15 protein-coding genes are annotated in these 15474 nt (G+C 64.2%); 3 read left to right on the top strand and 12 right to left on the bottom strand.

What is annotated here, in order from left to right; all coding sequences use genetic code 11:
• The 5 genes from AO684_RS10375 to AO684_RS10350 form a co-directional block, all read right to left on the bottom strand.
• A partial coding sequence (locus tag AO684_RS10375; protein WP_235451262.1) for a CoA-binding protein occupies positions 1–1346 on the bottom strand: 1346 nt, incomplete at its 3' end.
• A gap of 284 nt (positions 1347–1630) precedes the next feature.
• The gene (locus tag AO684_RS10365) at positions 1631–2794 is read right to left on the bottom strand and encodes an acyl-CoA dehydrogenase family protein (RefSeq protein WP_054302680.1); all 1164 of its coding nucleotides are present in this window, start codon (positions 2792–2794) and stop codon (positions 1631–1633) included.
• A 38-nt stretch (positions 2795–2832) separates the two neighbouring features.
• Positions 2833–4290, bottom strand: coding sequence for a carnitine 3-dehydrogenase (locus AO684_RS10360; RefSeq protein ID WP_054302679.1), 1458 nt, complete (start codon positions 4288–4290; stop codon positions 2833–2835).
• Between the two features lie 27 nt (positions 4291–4317).
• Positions 4318–4626, bottom strand: coding sequence for a hypothetical protein (locus AO684_RS10355; RefSeq protein ID WP_054302678.1), 309 nt, complete (start codon positions 4624–4626; stop codon positions 4318–4320).
• 8 nt (positions 4627–4634) lie between these two features.
• Complete coding sequence (locus AO684_RS10350; RefSeq protein ID WP_054302677.1) at positions 4635–5549, bottom strand: 3-keto-5-aminohexanoate cleavage protein; 915 nt, start codon at positions 5547–5549, stop codon at positions 4635–4637.
• Between AO684_RS10350 and AO684_RS10345 the strand changes: the two genes are divergently transcribed.
• Positions 5548–6594, top strand: coding sequence for a GlxA family transcriptional regulator (locus AO684_RS10345; protein WP_235451261.1), 1047 nt, complete (start codon positions 5548–5550; stop codon positions 6592–6594). The genes AO684_RS10350 and AO684_RS10345 overlap by 2 nt on opposite strands.
• A 59-nt stretch (positions 6595–6653) precedes the next feature.
• Here the strand turns inward: AO684_RS10345 and AO684_RS10340 are convergent, their stop codons facing one another.
• The 3 genes from AO684_RS10340 to AO684_RS10330 form a co-directional block, all read right to left on the bottom strand.
• Positions 6654–8672 carry a M3 family metallopeptidase gene (locus AO684_RS10340; protein WP_054302676.1) on the bottom strand — a complete coding sequence of 673 codons (2019 nt, stop codon included), beginning with the start codon at positions 8670–8672 and terminating at the stop codon, positions 6654–6656.
• A 62-nt stretch (positions 8673–8734) separates the two neighbouring features.
• Positions 8735–9517 carry an amino acid ABC transporter permease gene (locus AO684_RS10335; RefSeq protein WP_054302675.1) on the bottom strand — a complete coding sequence of 261 codons (783 nt, stop codon included), beginning with the start codon at positions 9515–9517 and terminating at the stop codon, positions 8735–8737.
• A gap of 9 nt (positions 9518–9526) precedes the next feature.
• A complete protein-coding gene (locus AO684_RS10330) occupies positions 9527–10315 on the bottom strand; it encodes a transporter substrate-binding domain-containing protein (RefSeq protein WP_054302674.1) in 789 nt (262 codons plus the stop codon).
• Positions 10316–10488: 173 nt separating this feature from the next.
• On the opposite strand from AO684_RS10330, the gene AO684_RS22250 reads away from it, so the two are divergent.
• Positions 10489–11100: a type I restriction endonuclease gene (locus AO684_RS22250; RefSeq protein ID WP_235451260.1), complete on the top strand. Its 612-nt coding sequence runs from the start codon at positions 10489–10491 to the stop codon at positions 11098–11100.
• 8 nt (positions 11101–11108) lie between these two features.
• Positions 11109–11543 carry a hypothetical protein gene (locus tag AO684_RS22245; RefSeq protein ID WP_235451259.1) on the top strand — a complete coding sequence of 145 codons (435 nt, stop codon included), beginning with the start codon at positions 11109–11111 and terminating at the stop codon, positions 11541–11543.
• A gap of 15 nt (positions 11544–11558) precedes the next feature.
• Here AO684_RS22245 and AO684_RS10320 read toward each other — a convergent pair whose 3' ends face one another.
• The 4 genes from AO684_RS10320 to AO684_RS10305 all read right to left on the bottom strand — a co-directional run.
• On the bottom strand, positions 11559–13067 hold the full coding sequence (locus AO684_RS10320; RefSeq protein WP_054302673.1) for a DHA2 family efflux MFS transporter permease subunit: 1509 nt from the start codon (positions 13065–13067) through the stop codon (positions 11559–11561).
• Between the two features lie 4 nt (positions 13068–13071).
• Positions 13072–14193, bottom strand: a complete 1122-nt coding sequence (locus AO684_RS10315) for an HlyD family secretion protein (RefSeq protein WP_054302672.1) — start codon at positions 14191–14193, stop codon at positions 13072–13074.
• On the bottom strand, positions 14186–14695 hold the full coding sequence (locus AO684_RS10310) for a MarR family winged helix-turn-helix transcriptional regulator (RefSeq protein ID WP_054302671.1): 510 nt from the start codon (positions 14693–14695) through the stop codon (positions 14186–14188). Before AO684_RS10310 ends, AO684_RS10315 begins: the two co-directional genes overlap by 8 nt.
• 73 nt (positions 14696–14768) lie before the next feature.
• Positions 14769–15474, bottom strand: a 706-nt coding sequence (locus tag AO684_RS10305; protein ID WP_235451258.1) for a HesA/MoeB/ThiF family protein, incomplete at its 5' end; no start/stop codon positions are given.

Genomic DNA, 15474 nt, shown 5'->3' with positions numbered 1-15474 from the left:
TGACCCGGCGCAACCTGTGCCGCTTTCAGCGCCTCCAGCGCGGTATCAAGGCCCATCATTGGCACGACGCCGCGCGCCATGAAATCCGTCGCCAGTGCCTCGTCGAAATTCTCGGGCAGTGAGGCGACAGCGAAGGCCGGGCGGCCGGTCGCCGCCTGCGCGGCCGCCACGGCCTCAAGCGCGGGCCGGAAACTGGATGGGTCACAGCGGTCGGGGCGTGGCGGGTCGATGATGAAGATACCAGCGTCATAAGCGGACAGCATCGTGCTGAACACATCGGTGGTGCGCGGCCCGTCCCCCCAAATGAAGGTATGATAATCCAACGGGTTGGATATTGTGACAATCGGGCCGAGAATATCGGCCAGCCGGGTGCGGGTCGTTTCGGGCACCGGCGGAAAGGTGATCCCGGCGGGATCGGCCAGATCGGCGACCAGCCCTGCCTCACCGCCCGAGCAGGAGAGCGAGCAGAGCCGTTCACCCAGTCCGGGGCAGTGGGTGTGGAATACTTTCAACACCTCCAGCAGCGCGGGAAGGCTGGCCACTTCGGCGACGCCGCATTGCCGCAGGAAGGCGCTGGAGGCAGCCCCGCCCCCTGCCAGCGAGGCAGTATGCGAGGCCGCAGCGGCGCGCGATGCTTCGGTCTTGCCGGATTTCACCGCAACGATCCCCTTGCCCGCCACCCGCGCCGCTTCTGCCAGTGCAGCGAAAGCCGGGGCGTCGTCTATGCCCTCGATGTAAAGGCCCAGCGCCGTGACCCGCTCATCGGCCAGCAGCGCCCCGGCCAGTTCGGCCAGCCCCACCTGCGCGGCATTGCCCAGACAGGCAACATAGGCCACCGGAAGGGCGCGCGCCTGCATCGTCAGGTTGATGACGATATTCGACGATTGGGAAAGCAGTGCGACGCCCCGCTCCACCCGCTGCCCGCCGTGCTGGTCGGGCCACAGCAGCGCGCCGTCAAGGTAGTTGATGACGCCATAGCAGTTCGGCCCGAGGATCGGCATGTCCCCCGCGGCCGTCACCAGATCGGCCTGCAAACCGGCCTCTCCCGCCTCTTCCCAGCCGCTGGCGAAGCAGATGGCACCGCCGGCCCCCATGGCGGCCAGTTCGCGCACCACCTCTACCGTGGCGAAGCGGTTGACGCCAATGAAAGTGGCATCGGGCGGTTCAGGCAGGTCAGCGAGCGAGGGATAGGCTTTCAATCCGCCGATCGTCTCGCGTTTGGGGTGTACCGGCCAGACCGGGCCATCAAACCCCATCTTGCGGCATTGCTCGATGACATTCTCGGCCCATCCGGCACCGAGAACCGCAATGGAGCGTGGGCGCAACAGGCGATGGAGGCGCATCATATCCGCCCCTCCACCCCGTGCCCGAGGCCGGGGGCTGTCTGCCCCCGGACCCCCGAGGATATTTTTCGACAGAAAATGTAAGCACCCCGCTCGCCCTTGGCAAACGAGGTGCCATTTCCTGTCACGGCCATCGGCGTCCCCGCCTGTTCCGCAAGGCCACACTGGCCGAATCCAATGAAGAAGTGGTTAACGCGCAAGATCAGGCTCATTTTCTGTCGGAAAATATCCTCGGGGGGTGAGGCGCGCATGCGCCGAGGGGGGCAGACAGCCCCCCTGCCGTGGTCTCAGCCGCCAACCGCACGCAGAAGTTCGCGCGAGATGATATGCCGCTGGATCTCGGAGGTGCCCTCCCAGATCCGTTCGACGCGCGCATCGCGCCAGATCCGTTCCAGCGGCAACTCGTCCATCAGCCCCATACCACCGTGAATCTGGATCGCCTCATCGGCGATCATCGCCAGCACCTCGGTCGCCTTCAGCTTGGCCATGGACATGTCGGCCTCGGTCACCGAGCCTTGGTCAAACTTCCAGGCTGCCTCGCGGGTCAGGAGCTCCGCCGCCTTCAGCTCCATCGCCATATCGGCGAGCTTGAAGCTGATCCCTTGAAACTTGCCGATCTGCTGGCCGAATTGCTTGCGTTCGGCGGCATAGCTGATGGCATGTTGCAACGCCCGGTCGGCGCGACCGAGGCAAGTGGAGGCGACTTGCAGCCGCGTCGCGCCCAGCCAGGTGTTCGCCACCTCGAAGCCCTTGTGCACCTCGCCCAGAACCGCCGCTTCCGGCAAACGGCAATTGTCGAATTCCAGCACCGAATTGGTGTAACCACGGTGGCTGACATTGCGATAGCCATCGCGGACGGTGAAGCCCGGTGTGCCCTTGTCCACGAAGAAGGCGGTGATCAGCTTCTTCTTGCCGCGCGGGGTGTCTTCCTCGCCGGACGCCATGAAGACGATGGCGAAATCGGCCAGATCGGCGTGGCTGATGAAATGTTTGGTGCCGTTCAGCACCCAGTCGCCGCCCTCGCGCTTTGCACTGGCGGTCATGCCGCGCAGGTCCGACCCGGCACCGGGTTCGGTCATGGCAAGGCAATCCCACTTCTCCCCCCGGATACAGGGAAAGAGGTATTTCTCGCGCTGTTCGGCGCTTCCCGCCAGCAGGATGTTCGAGGGCCGCGCCACGCAGGTCCAGTGCAGGGCATAGTTCGCCCGGCCCAGTTCACGCTCGTATAGCAGCCATGACAGCGTATCGAGACCGGCGCCGCCGACCTCCTCGGGCATATTGGCAGCATAAAGCCCGGCCTCGATCGCCTTGGCCTGAAGCTCGCGGATCAGGTCCATCCGCAGATGGCCGGTGCGTTCCACCTCGGCCTCATGCGGGTAAAGCTCGTTCTCGACGAAGGCGCGGGTCGTTTCCACGATCATGCGCTGTTCTTCGGTCAGTCCGAAATCCATCTGTTTGCCCTTCGGGTCTTGAGGAAAGAAGCGGCCCGTCAGGCCCTGCGCTGGCCGACAAAGCGCCCGGCGGCCTCGGGCCGGGGCAGCGTCTTGTGGGCCTGAGTAATGGGTTCCAGCTTCGCCAGCACCCCGGGCGCGGCGGCGCAGGTTTTGTTGGCCTTCATGTCCACATGCAGCAGCATCTGTTCAAGGCTCGCCACCACCTCGTCGCCACGCTGGATACGGATGAACACATGCAGCCGCTTTTCATCGGCGCCCAGCACCTGAAGCGTGCCGGTCAGCCGGTCGCCCAGCTTGCATTCGCCCAGATGCATGATGTGCGTTTCGGCAGTGTAATAGCTATGTCCGGCGGCAACGTAATCCATCCCGGCCCCGATCAGCCGCAGGAAGGCATCCGAAGTTTCGGAGGCCGCGAACAGATAGCGGCTTTCGGTCATGTGGCCGTTATAGTCGATCCAGCCGGGCAGTACCTGCATCTGTGCCATGACCAGCGGTGCACCCGTCGGCGCCGCATCGTGGAATGCCACGGCGCGGCGGGCGTCATGGTCACGCAGCACCTTGCCCGCGCCCCAGTTGCGATCCTTCAGCGCCCGCAGGAAGCCGATCAGGTTGCTGTCGCGGATGCGCTCCAGCTCGCGGATCGAATGGTGGCCGGATTGCGCATCGGACTGGCCCGCGATCAGGTCCACAAGCTCGTCATTGAATTCCGGCACATCCGTCAGCTTGGTCCAGGGCCATTGCAGGCAGGGCCCGAACTGCGCCATGAAATGCTTCATCCCAGCTTCACCGCCCGCAACGCGATAGGTTTCGAAAAGCCCCATCTGGCCCCAGCGCAGGCCAAAGCCCATGCGGATGGCCTCGTCGATCTCCTCGGTGGTGGCTACGCCGTCCTTCACCAGCCACAATGCCTCGCGCCAGACGGCTTCAAGAAAGCGGTCGGCGATATGGGCGTCGATTTCCTTGCGGACATGCAGCGGGAACATGCCGATCTCACGCAGGATTTCCTTGGCGCGTTCAATGTCCCGGGCTGCGTTCTTCGGGCTGGGCACCACTTCGGCCAGCGGCAGGAGATAGACAGGGTTGAACGGATGCGCCACGAAGATCGTGCCGGGATTGGCCGCATGTTCCTGCAATTCCGAGGGTTTGAAGCCCGAGGTGGACGATCCGATCAGCGTCTCGGGCGCGGACTGCTGGATTTGCGCAAAGACGCGGTGCTTCAGTTCAAGCCGTTCGGACACCGATTCCTGAATATATTCGGCCCCTTCCACCGCTTCGGTGATGGTGCCCGCAAAGCTCAGCTTCCCTTCGGCAGGCATCGGCACATCCGACAGCGCCGGCAGCGCGGCGCGGGCATTGGCCAGAACCTCGCCGATCTTGCGTTCCGCCTGCGGATCGGGGTCGAAAACCGCCACATCCCAGCCGTTCAGCAGGAAGCGCGCGGCCCAGCCGCCCCCGATCACCCCGCCGCCAATGATTGCCGCCTTGCGCGCCATGTTCGTCCTCGTCCTGATGGGTTCGCGTCAATCGACGCAGATGCTTTGCGGCTGGCCGGTCTCGTCCAGATAATCCCGGCAGCCGAAGGGGTTGAGCGTGGGGGCACAGGTCCGGCTGGCCGTCAGGCAGTCACCCGCGCAGTCGCTGGCCCTTGTGCAGGACTTACCTGCATCCGGCGCGCGCTTGACGCAGAACTCGCCGCCCAGAAGGCCCGCGACACCGACCTGCCCGCCCTTCGCGATGCAATCGGCCTTGTCGGCCACCGACATGCTGGGACGCGGTGGCGCTTCGGCCTCGGGCTGGCAAGCCGCCAGCACCAGAAGGACCAGCGCCACCCGTCGCCTCATTTCGCCACCGGCGCGCGCTTCTCCAGCTTCAGCTTCGCGCGCACCTCGGCGGGCGTCAGCACCCGCGCACCCATGTTGGAAATCACGGTCACCGCGCGTTCCACCAGTTGCGCGTTGGTCGCAAGCACACCCTTGTCGAGCCAGAGGTTATCCTCCAGCCCCACGCGCACATTCCCGCCCGCCAGAACCGAGGCCGCCACATAGGGCATCTGATGCCGCCCCAGCGCGAAGGCCGACCAGTGCCAATGCTTCGGCACATTGTTCACCATCGCCATGAAAGTATTCAGATCATCCGGCGCGCCCCACGGCACGCCCATGCACAGTTGCACCAGCACCGGATCGGGAATGATGCCCTCTTCCGCAAGTTGCCTGGCGAACCAGAGATGGCCAGTGTCGAAGGCCTCGATCTCGATCCGCACGCCGCTCGCCACCATGCGCGCTGCCATGTCGCGCAGCATGCCGGGGGTGTTGACCATCACATAATCGGCTTCGGCGAAGTTCATCGTGCCACAGTCGAGCGTGCAGATCTCGGGTCGGCATTCCACCACATGCGCCACGCGCTCCGCCGCACCCGCCATATCGCTGCGTGCCGACATGCGGTTCATGTTTTCCGTGCCGTCGAACAGCAGGTCGCCGCCCATCCCGGCAGTCAGGTTCAGCACCACATCGGTTGCGCTGTCGCGGATCCGCTCGGTCACTTCGCGATACAGTGCCGGGTCGCGGGCAGGCTTGCCGGTTTCGGCGTCGCGCACATGGCAATGCACGACCGCCGCCCCTGCCTTTGCCGCCGCAATGGCGCTTTCGGCGATCTGCGCGGGGCTGCGCGGCACATGCGGCGAACGGTCCTGGGTGCCGCCCGAGCCGGTCACGGCGCAGGTTATGAAGACTTCGCGGTTCATGGCCAAGGGCATGGCATTCCTCCTGTTCCTTCCCGGCGAGATTAGCGGGCTTGTCGGGTCGCGCTTTGCAGTTTACGAAATCCGCATGGCAAAATCCGCAACGATCTTCGCCGCATCGCAGCAGCCGCTTTCGCTGGCGCTACTGGTGCTGCCGCATTGTTCCATTCTGGAAGTCGCCTCGACGCTCGATCCGCTGCGCTCGGCCAACCGGCATCTGGGAACCGAGGCCTACCGCTGGCGTGTGGTTTCCCCCGATGGCGGGCCGGTGCCGCTGACATGCGGGATCGAACTGCCCTCATCGGGCGCGCTGGCCACGGCCGAGGGCGCGGATGTGCTGATCGTCATTGCGGGCTACCGGCAATCCGAAGTTACCACCAAGCCGCTTCTGCGCGACCTGCGCCGGATCGCCCCGCGCTTTCGCGCGCTTGGCGGCATCGACGCCGGAGGCTGGGTGCTGGCGCGCGCCGGGTTGCTGGACGGCCAGCGCGCCACCGTGCATTGGGAGGATCTGGAGGATTTCGCCGCCACCTTTCCCGAAATCGAGGTCACCCCTGACCGCTTCACGCTTTCCGGGCGCTATTTCACCGCAGGGGGCGCCGCCCCCGCCGCCGACCTGATGCTCCATCTGATCCGCGCCCGCCATGGCCCGGCCACCGCGCTCCAGGTCGCGGCCAGCTTCGTCACCACCCCCCGCCCGGGAACCGAGCCGCAGATCACCGCGACCCGACCGGACCCGAGGCTCGACGCCCGCGTCGCCCGCGCCATCGCGCGGATGGAGGCGCGGCTCGACAGCCCCGAAACGGCAGCCGAGACCGCCGCCGCGCTTGGCCTCTCCCCCCGTCGGCTGGAACAACTGTTCCGCGAAAACATTGGCCTCTCGCCCGCCGCTCATGCGCTTGGCCTGCGCTTGCAGGCAGCGCGGCGGCTGCTGACCGACACCCGCCACCCGCTGACCGAAATCGCGCTGCGCACCGGCTTTTCCAGCGCCGCCACGCTGACGCGCGCCTTCACCCGAAAATTCGGTGCCCCGCCCAGCCAGTTTCGCAAAACCCGCTGACGCGCACGCGCCAACGGGTCTTGCTTCTTGCAAAAATACTCAAAAGACGTCTGCCGCCCTCAGGCCGCGTCCAGAAGCCCGCGCCCCTTCAGCAACGCCTCCACCCCCGGCATCCGGCCCCGGAATTCCAGATACAGCTCTTCCGCCGGACGCGAACCACCGGCCGACAGGATGAACCTTTCCAGCTTTGCTGCCGTTTCGGGATCGAAGGCATCGCCGGTTTCCTCGAAGGCGGCGAAAGCATCAGCGTCCATCACCTCGGACCACATGTAGCTGTAGTAGCCCGAGGAATAGCCGTCGCCGGAAAACACATGTGCGAAATGCGGCGTGGCGTGGCGCATGCGGATCGCGTGAGGCATGCCGAGTTCTGCCAGAACCTCGGTCTGTTTCTGCATCGGATCGGCGGGCGCCGCGCCTTCGTGAAACGCCAGATCGACCATGGCCGAGGCCACGAATTCCACCGTGGCGAAGCCCTGATCGTAGCTGCCCGCGTCCAGCAGCCGTTTCAGCATGTCGGCAGGCATCGCCTCGCCGGTCTGCCAATGCTTCGCATGGGCCTCCAGCACCTCGGGCACTTCCAGCCAGTGTTCGTAAAGCTGGCTCGGCAGTTCCACAAAATCACGCGCCACGCTGGTGCCGCTGATGAACCCATAGGTCACATCCGACAGCATCTGATGCAGCGCATGGCCGAATTCATGGAACAAGGTGCGCGCATCATCATAGGACAGCAGCGCCGGGTCGCCCTTGGCGAAGTTGCAGATATTGACCACGATCGGCCGCACATCCTGCCCCAGCCGCTTCTGGCTGCGCATCGCCGAACACCACGCGCCCGAGCGTTTGGACCCGCGCGCGAAGTAATCGCCGATGAAGACCGCAACGTGCTGACCCTTGCGCGTCACCTCCCACGCCCTTGCGTCCGGGTGATACATCGGCACGTCCAACGCACGAAACTCCAGCCCGAACAGCCGGTTGGCGCAGTCGAAACAGGCAGAAATCATCGCCTCAAGGCTCAGATAGGGTTTCAGCGCCGCCTCATCCAGATCATGTTCGGCCTTGCGGCGCTTTTCGGAATAATAGCGCCAGTCCCATGGCTCCAGCGGGCCCGCGATGCCATCGGCGTGCAGCATCGCCTCCAGCCCCCTGGCATCCGCCTCGGCCTTGGCGTGCGCGGGCGCCCAGACCCGCAGCAGCAGGTCGCGCACGGCGGCCGGGGTCTTGGCCATCTCCGGTTCCAACTTGAAATCGGCGAAGCTCGCATAGCCCAGAAGATGCGCCCGCTCTTCGCGTAGCTTTAGGATTTCCGCCGCAATGGCACGGTTGTCATGATCATTGCCATTGGCACCGCGCGCGACCCAAGCCTCGTAGGCCTTTTCGCGCAAGGCGCGGCGGGGCGAGAATTGCAGGAAGGGCACGATGAGCGAGCGGCTGGTGGTGATCACCGGCCCCGTCACACCCTTTTCCGCCCCCGCCGCCCGCGCTGCCGCCACGGCGAAATCGGGCAGCCCTTCCAGATCGGCCTCGGTCAGTTCCATGAACCATGTGCGTTCTTCCGCCAGAATGTTCTGGCTGAACTGGGTGCCCAGCACGGCGAGGCGCGATTTCACTTCCGTCAGGCGTTCGGCCTCGGCACCATCCAACAGCGCGCCGGAGCGCACGAACATCTGGCGGTAAAGCTCCAGCACACGCGCCTGTTCGGCAGTCAGGCCCAGCGCCTCGCGCCTCTGCCACAGGGTTTCCACCTTGGAAAACAACGCTTTGTTATTGGTGATCTCGGACGAAAACGCGCTCATCTTCGGCGCCAGTTCCCGCATCAGCGCCTCGCGCGCGTCGGTGCTGTCGGCTCCGGCCAGATTGTAGAAAACCCCCGCCACCCGGTCGAGCGTGCCTTCCGCCAGTTCCAGCGCCTCGATCACATTGGCAAAACTAGGGGCCTCGGCGTTCCCGGCAATCGCGGCAATCGCCGCGCGGGCCTCGGTCAGACCGGCCTCAAAAGCAGGCGCAAAATCCTCATCGCGGATCGCGTCGAACGGCGGCAGTTCAAACCGCCCCTCCCAAGGGGCAAGCAGCGGATTGGTCATCGGCAAATCTCCTTTGGCGCAGAGCCTATCAGCCCCGCCGCCAAGGTCCAGATGCGCTCGCCCTATCGTGTATCGCGCCCGCGCAAGTGCCGCTCCAGCCGCCGCAACGCCAGCGAAGCGCTGACGGTCAGCGTCAGGTAGATCAGCGCGGCACTGTTATAGGTTTCGAAATAGCGGAAATTCCCGGCCGAAGTGACCTTGGCAAGCTGCGTCACATCGGCAACGCCCAGCACGCTGACGAGGCTTGAATCCTTCACCATGGCCACGAAATCATTGCCCAAAGGCGGCAGGATGGTGCGGAAGGCCTGCGGAAAGACGATCAGGCGGAATCTTTGCCAGCCGTTCAGACCCAGCGCCATCGCAGCCTCGATCTGCCCGCGATCAACCGAGGCCAGGCCAGCGCGGAATACTTCGGCCAGAAAGGCGGAATAGGCGATGGTCAGCGCGATCACCGCCCGCCACAGAAGCGAGACATCGCGGGCGCGGATTTCCGGCAAGCCCGCCCATTTCCATGCCGCCACCAGCGCGGGCACCGCGGCGAAGGCGACGTAGAGCAGCAGGACGATGATCGGCACGCCGCGCACGACCTCGGTGTAAAGCCGCACCGCCTGACGGATCACCAGCCGCTTCGACCCCGCCCCCACCGCCAGCAAGAGGCCCAGCACGGCGGCGGACAGGAAGGCCACCACCGTCACCATCATGGTGATGCCGATGCCCTTTACCAGCTTCTGCATGATCTGGGCATAGACAGGGCTGGACCAGACCTCGTAAAACAACCAAAGGCCCGTCGCGCCCAGCACGACGAGCCACCAGGGAAAATCCTGCTCCGGGGTCTTTGCGGACATCAGGGGCGCTTATTGCCCCATCTTGAAGTCAAGGAACCACTTCTTGTCCAGCGCCGACATCGTGCCATCCGTCTTCATCGCGGCAATCGCCGCATTGACCGGCGCCACGAGGTCGGAGCCCTTGGGGAAGATGAAGCCGAAATCCTCGGCCCCCAGTTTCTCGCCCACGATCTTCAGCCCGCCTTCCGAGGCCGCGACATATCCATTGCCGCTGGTGCCATCGGTCAGCACCAGATCGACATCGCCCGCGCGCAGCGCCTCGACACCGGCGCCGAAAGTTTCGAACATCTTGATGCGAGGATTGGCCTCGTTGCCATCCAGCACCTCATAGACGCCGACATAGAAAGGCGTGGTGCCCGGCTGCGCCGCCATCAGCAGATCGGGATTGGCCGCGAAAGAGGCCGCATCGGTAAAGCGCGCCTCGTCACCGCGCACCATCATCACCATTTCCGACCGCATGTAGGGCTCCGAGAAATCGACCTGTTCCTTCCGGTCGTCGCGGATGGTGATGCCGGTCATGCCGATGTCATACTGCCCGCCCGAAACAGCGGGGATCATCGCATCCCAACTGGTGTTTTCATAGGTGACGGTCATGTTCAGACGTTTGGCAATTTCCGCCATGGCGTCATATTCCCAGCCCACGGCCTGCCCGTCACCATTGATGAACTGAAGCGGAGGATAGGCATTTTCCGTCACCACCGTGACAGCCCGCCCGCCCAGATCGGGCAGCCCTTCTGCCAGAGCGACGGTGGCGGAAAGGGCAAACGCAAGGCCGGCCAGAACGGCGGTCGGTTTCATCGGACAAACTCCCTGTCACAGAGCATTTGCCGGACTATGCCGCCCCCGCCCGGCAGAGGCAAGGGCGGCGGGGGATCTGGCCTTCACCCGGCCCCAGATCAAGTTGAACAGACTTGCCACAAGACACGTTTTGATGGAGCCTGCCATCATTATTGTAGCAAAGGGAGACGGAAATGGATTTCAGCCAGCGCGTCAAAGACCTTGCACAGCGCTCTCGCAATGCGTCTTCCCATGCCATGACTGAAGAGGCGACCAAGACAGGGGTTGTCCTGCCGCTGATCCAGATGCTTGGCTTCGATGTTTTCAACCTTCAGGAAGTTGTGCCGGAGTTCATCGCCGACGTCGGCATCAAGAAAGGGGAGAAGATCGACTTCGCCATCAAGATCAATGGCAAGGTTGCCATCCTGATCGAGGTCAAGCCCATCTCGATGTCACTTGGCTCGGCGCAATACAGCCAGCTTTTCAGATATTTCTCCGTAGCAGAGGCGCGCCTCGCGATCCTCACCAACGGCCGGGAAATCTGGTTCTTCTCGGATATCGATGAACGAAATCGCATGGACAAAAAGCCGTTCTTTGTCTTCGATTTGCAGAATTACGATGACCATCAGGCTTTGGAACTCGCACGTTTCCAGAAGTCGAATTTTGACATGGCCTCAATTCTGGAAGCCGCGTCGAGCCTGAAATATGTCAAAGCAGCGGCGAACTTTCTGTCCCGGCAGCTTGCTGAGCCGGATGATGATTTCATCCGCTTCGTGGGTAAACAGGCAGCCTTACGAAAAGTGTAGTCGAGCAGTTGCGCCCTGTTGTCCGAGGTGCTCTGGATGAGGTCGTCCGCAATCGTATTCAGGAACGCCTGAATGTAACCTTCGGCGCGGACGCCGCAGCTACCGCCGAAACAGCCCGCAAGCAACAGGACGATCCCCCGATCACTCCCGATGTTGTGACGACGGACGAGGAGGTGCAGGCCTTCATGATTGTGCGGGCCATCGGTCTGAAGGCAGTTCCGGTTAACCGAATTACGATCCGCGATGCCAAAAGCTATTGCAGCGTCTTTGTCGACGATAATAACCGGAAGCCGGTTTGCCGCTTTCATTTCAATGCAAAGAACTCGCGCAGCATTGGGCTTTTCGACGCGGAAAAGAACGAGACACGGCACCAGATCGATGACCTTTCGGACATCTATCTTTATGCCGATGCCATTCTTTCGGCGATCAAAGCCTATGCCTGACAGCCCTAGCGCCGCTCATACTGCCTTGGCCATCGACGGGCGGCGCAGGATCAGGGCCAGGGGCACGGCGGCGAGCGAGACCCACATCATCAGCCAGAAATCGTCGATATAGGCCACCATCGCCGCCTGCACGTTCACCAGCGCATCCGTGCTCAAAAGCGCGGTGGTGTTACCGCTGGCCGCCGCCGGACTGTAGGCCCAGAGCGCGGGATTGAACGGATTGATGAAGGCGCCAAGCTCGGCATGGTTCACCTGGATATTGCGGGTCAGCATGGTCGAGACGATGGAAATCCCGATGCTCGACCCGATATTGCGCACAAGGCTGAACAGGCTGGTGGCATCGGCGCGGAAACGCGGCTCCAGCGTCGAAAAGGCGATGGTGGACAGCGGCACGAAGACAAGGCCAAGGCCCAGTCCCTGCACCACACCCGAGCGGATCACGGGGAAGGCATCCATCTGCGGGCTGAAGCCCGTCATCTCCCACAGCGAGATCGCGGTGAGGCTGAGCCCCGCGATGACCAGCAGCCGCGCATCGACATGGCGCACCAGACGGCCGACCAGCAGCATGGAAATCATCGTCCCCACTCCGCGCGGCGCCATCACAAGGCCGGTGGTGATGACCGGATAGCCGAAGATCCGCGACAGCATCGGCGGCAGCAGCGCAAGGCTCGCCAGCAGGATGATCCCCACGATGAAGATGAACACGAGGCCGGTCACGAAATTGCGGTCGGCGAACATGCGGGGGTCAAGAAAGGGTTTCTCGGCATGCAGGATATGGACGACGAACATCCAGAAGGTCGCGGCCGAAACGATGGAATAGATCCAGATCTCGCCCGAGGAGAACCAGTCAACCTCGCCGCCCCGGTCAAGGATCAGTTGCAGCGCACCGATGGCCAGCGACAGCAGGGCAAAGCCCGGCATGTCGAAGGCGCGCGGACGGCGCGGCACGCGCGGCAGATACAGCAGGCACCCCGCCAGCGCCAGCGCGCCGACCGGCAGGTTCACCAGAAACACCCAGCGCCAGTTGTAGCTTTCGGTCAGCCAGCCGCCCAGCGTCGGCCCGATGATCGGCCCGACCATGATCCCCGCCCCCCACAGCGCCATGGCCTGCCCGGCCTTTTCGCGCGGGTTGATATCCAGAAGGAAGGTCTGCGACAGCGGCACGATGGCGGCACCGAACACGCCCTGCAACAGGCGGAACACCACCATGGAGGGCAGGCTCCAGGCCAGACCGCAGGCGATGGATGTGGCGACGAAGCCCACAATGGAAATCAGGAACAGCTCGCGCTTGCCCAACCGGTCGGACAGCCAGCCGGTCACCGGGGTCATGATGGCAGCAGCAACGATATAGCTGGTCAGAACCCAGGTAATCGTATCCTGCGAGGCACCAAGGTCGCCCGTCATCGAGGGCAGCGCCACATTGGCGATGGTCGTGTCCAGCACCTGCATGATCGTCGCCAGCATGATGGCAAGCGTGATCAGCCCGCGGTGCTTGACCTCGGGATGGGTTTCAGCGGTCTGCATGGCATCACTCGCCCGCCAGCGCCGCGAACAGCGGACCGCGTTCACGCCCGGTATCGACCGTCACCTCGGCGCTGAGCCCCGAGGACAGGCCCGCCGCCGCCGCCGGGTCATCCAGCCGGATGCGCACGGGAATGCGCTGGGTCACCTTGACCCAGTTGCCGGTGGCGTTCTGCGCGGGCAGCAACGAGAATTCCGCCCCCGTGCCCGCACCGATCGCCTCGACCTTGCCTGCGAACTTGCGGCCCGGCGCCATATCAAAGCTGATCTCGGCCTCCTGACCGACACCAATGCCTTCCAGCTGGGTTTCCTTGAAATTCGCCTCGACCCACAGATCGCCGGTTTCGACCAGCGCGAACACCGACTGCCCGGCCGAAACCATGGCGCCCGGACGGAACGAGGCCGCCTGATAGATCACGCCATCTGCCGGGGCGAGCACCGTGGTCTGGTCAAGGTTATAGCGGGCGCGGTCCAGCTCGGCCAGCGCCGCGCGCACGGTGGGGTGCGCGTCGGTTGCGGCGTCCGGCGCCCCGCCCAGTGCGGCACGAGCCGCAGAGACATTCACCTCGGCCACAGACGCCTGTTCGGCGGCCTGCTTCGCGGCGTGGCGGGCGGAATCCAGATCGCTTTCGCGGCTGACACCCTTGCGCGACAGCGCCTCCTGACGGGCGAGTTCGCTTTGCTGGAAGTCCGCGTCATCGCGGGCCAGCTTTTGCTGCGCAACGGCCTGAGCGTAAGCCGCCTTCAGCCGTTCCACCTGCACCCGCGCGCCATCCAGCGCCGCCTCGGCCTGCGCCAGCGCCAGCCGATACGGCTCGGGGTCAACCTGAAACAGGGCGTCGCCTTTGTGGACCGTCTGCAATTCGCTGACCGCCACATCGACAACCCGCCCGCCGATCACCGGCGCGATGGAGACACGCGCCTGATGCAGGTTGGCATTTTCAGTGGATTCGTAACGCCCCCCGGCAAACCACCACGCCCCCGCGCCTCCGGCAAGCGCCAGTGGCACGGCAAACATCAGGAACATCATCCGCAGCTTGCTGCGCGGCTTCTTCACGGCAGGGACAGCCGCGGGGGCAGCAGTCTGGGTCGGCTCTTCGACTGGCAGATCGGTCGGCAGATCACTCATCGGTCTTCTCACATACGGCAGCGGACGACAGGGCATCCGCAGGATTTCGGTTGGTTGTGTCGATACCCGACACCGGATTTCGGTTCAGTGTGTCGATGATCGACACAAGGGCCGCTTGCAGGGCGCGGCGGGTCTCATCGGGCAGGCCAGCCATGGCCTCCTCCGTGACCTCTTCGACGATCTGGCGCACGCCCGGCGCAATGGCCTGCGCCTTGTCGCTGGCCACAACGATGCGGCAGCGGCGGTCGTCGGGATCGGCTTCGCGCCGCACCCAGCCGGATTGTTCCATGCGGTCGACCAGACGCGACACGCTGATCGGTTCCACATCCAGTCGGTCGGCCAGTGCGGCCTGCGTCATCGGCCCGTCGCGCAGGACAGAGCCAAGCAGCCGCCACTGCGTCGCGGACAATCCGTGTTCCGTGGTGCGCGCCGCAAATTCCCGGCGCAAGGCGCGCGAGGCGTCATGCAGAAGCTGGGCGAGTCGGTCGATGCGATAGGTCATGAAGCATAGATATAATAAGCATGCTTAGTATTCAATCAAAGAAGGTAAGCATGCTTACCATATCCATGCAGGCTCAGCTGTGCAGATTTCCGCAGACCGGGCAATCCGGGCGTGGCTTGATGCTGATGACCCGCGTTTCAGTATAAAGCGCATCATGGATCATCAGCCGCCCGGCCAGCGTCTGCCCCGCGCCGGTCAGATGCTTCACCGCTTCCATCGCCATGATGGAACCGATGACGCCCGGCAGGGGGGCCGCCACGCCTGCCTCGGCGCAGGTCGGCACCATGCCAGGGGCGGGCCGCTCAGGGAAAACGCATTGATAGCACGGCGTTCCGCGCGCCGGATCGTAAAGCGAGATCTGGCCTTCCCATTGCGTGATCGCCCCGGCGATCAGGGGCTTGCCCAGTTCCGCCGCCACGCGGTTCACCATGTAACGGGTGTCGAAATTGTCAGTGCCATCGAGGATCAGGTCATATTCTGCGAACAGCGCGGCGGCGCTGTCCTCGTCCAGCCGGCGCTGATAGGGGCGCACCTCGACGAAGGGGTTCAGCGCGCGCATGGCTTCCGCTGCGGAATGGACCTTGGGCATGCCGATGCCCTGATCGCGGTGGATGATCTGACGTTGCAGGTTGGAACTGTCCACCGTGTCATCGTCGACGACGCCGATCACCCCGACCCCGGCGGCGGCGAGATACAGGCAGACCGGGCTACCCAGCCCCCCTGCCCCGATCACCAGCACCTTCGCGGCCTTCAGCCGCTTCTGCCCCGGCCCGCCGATC

Source organism: Gemmobacter sp. LW-1, from assembly GCF_001303875.1.
GTDB classification, from domain to species: domain Bacteria; phylum Pseudomonadota; class Alphaproteobacteria; order Rhodobacterales; family Rhodobacteraceae; genus Gemmobacter; species Gemmobacter caeni.
The sequence above is the reverse complement of the archived record's forward strand: the minus strand, read 5'-3'. Positions and strand labels throughout refer to the sequence as shown.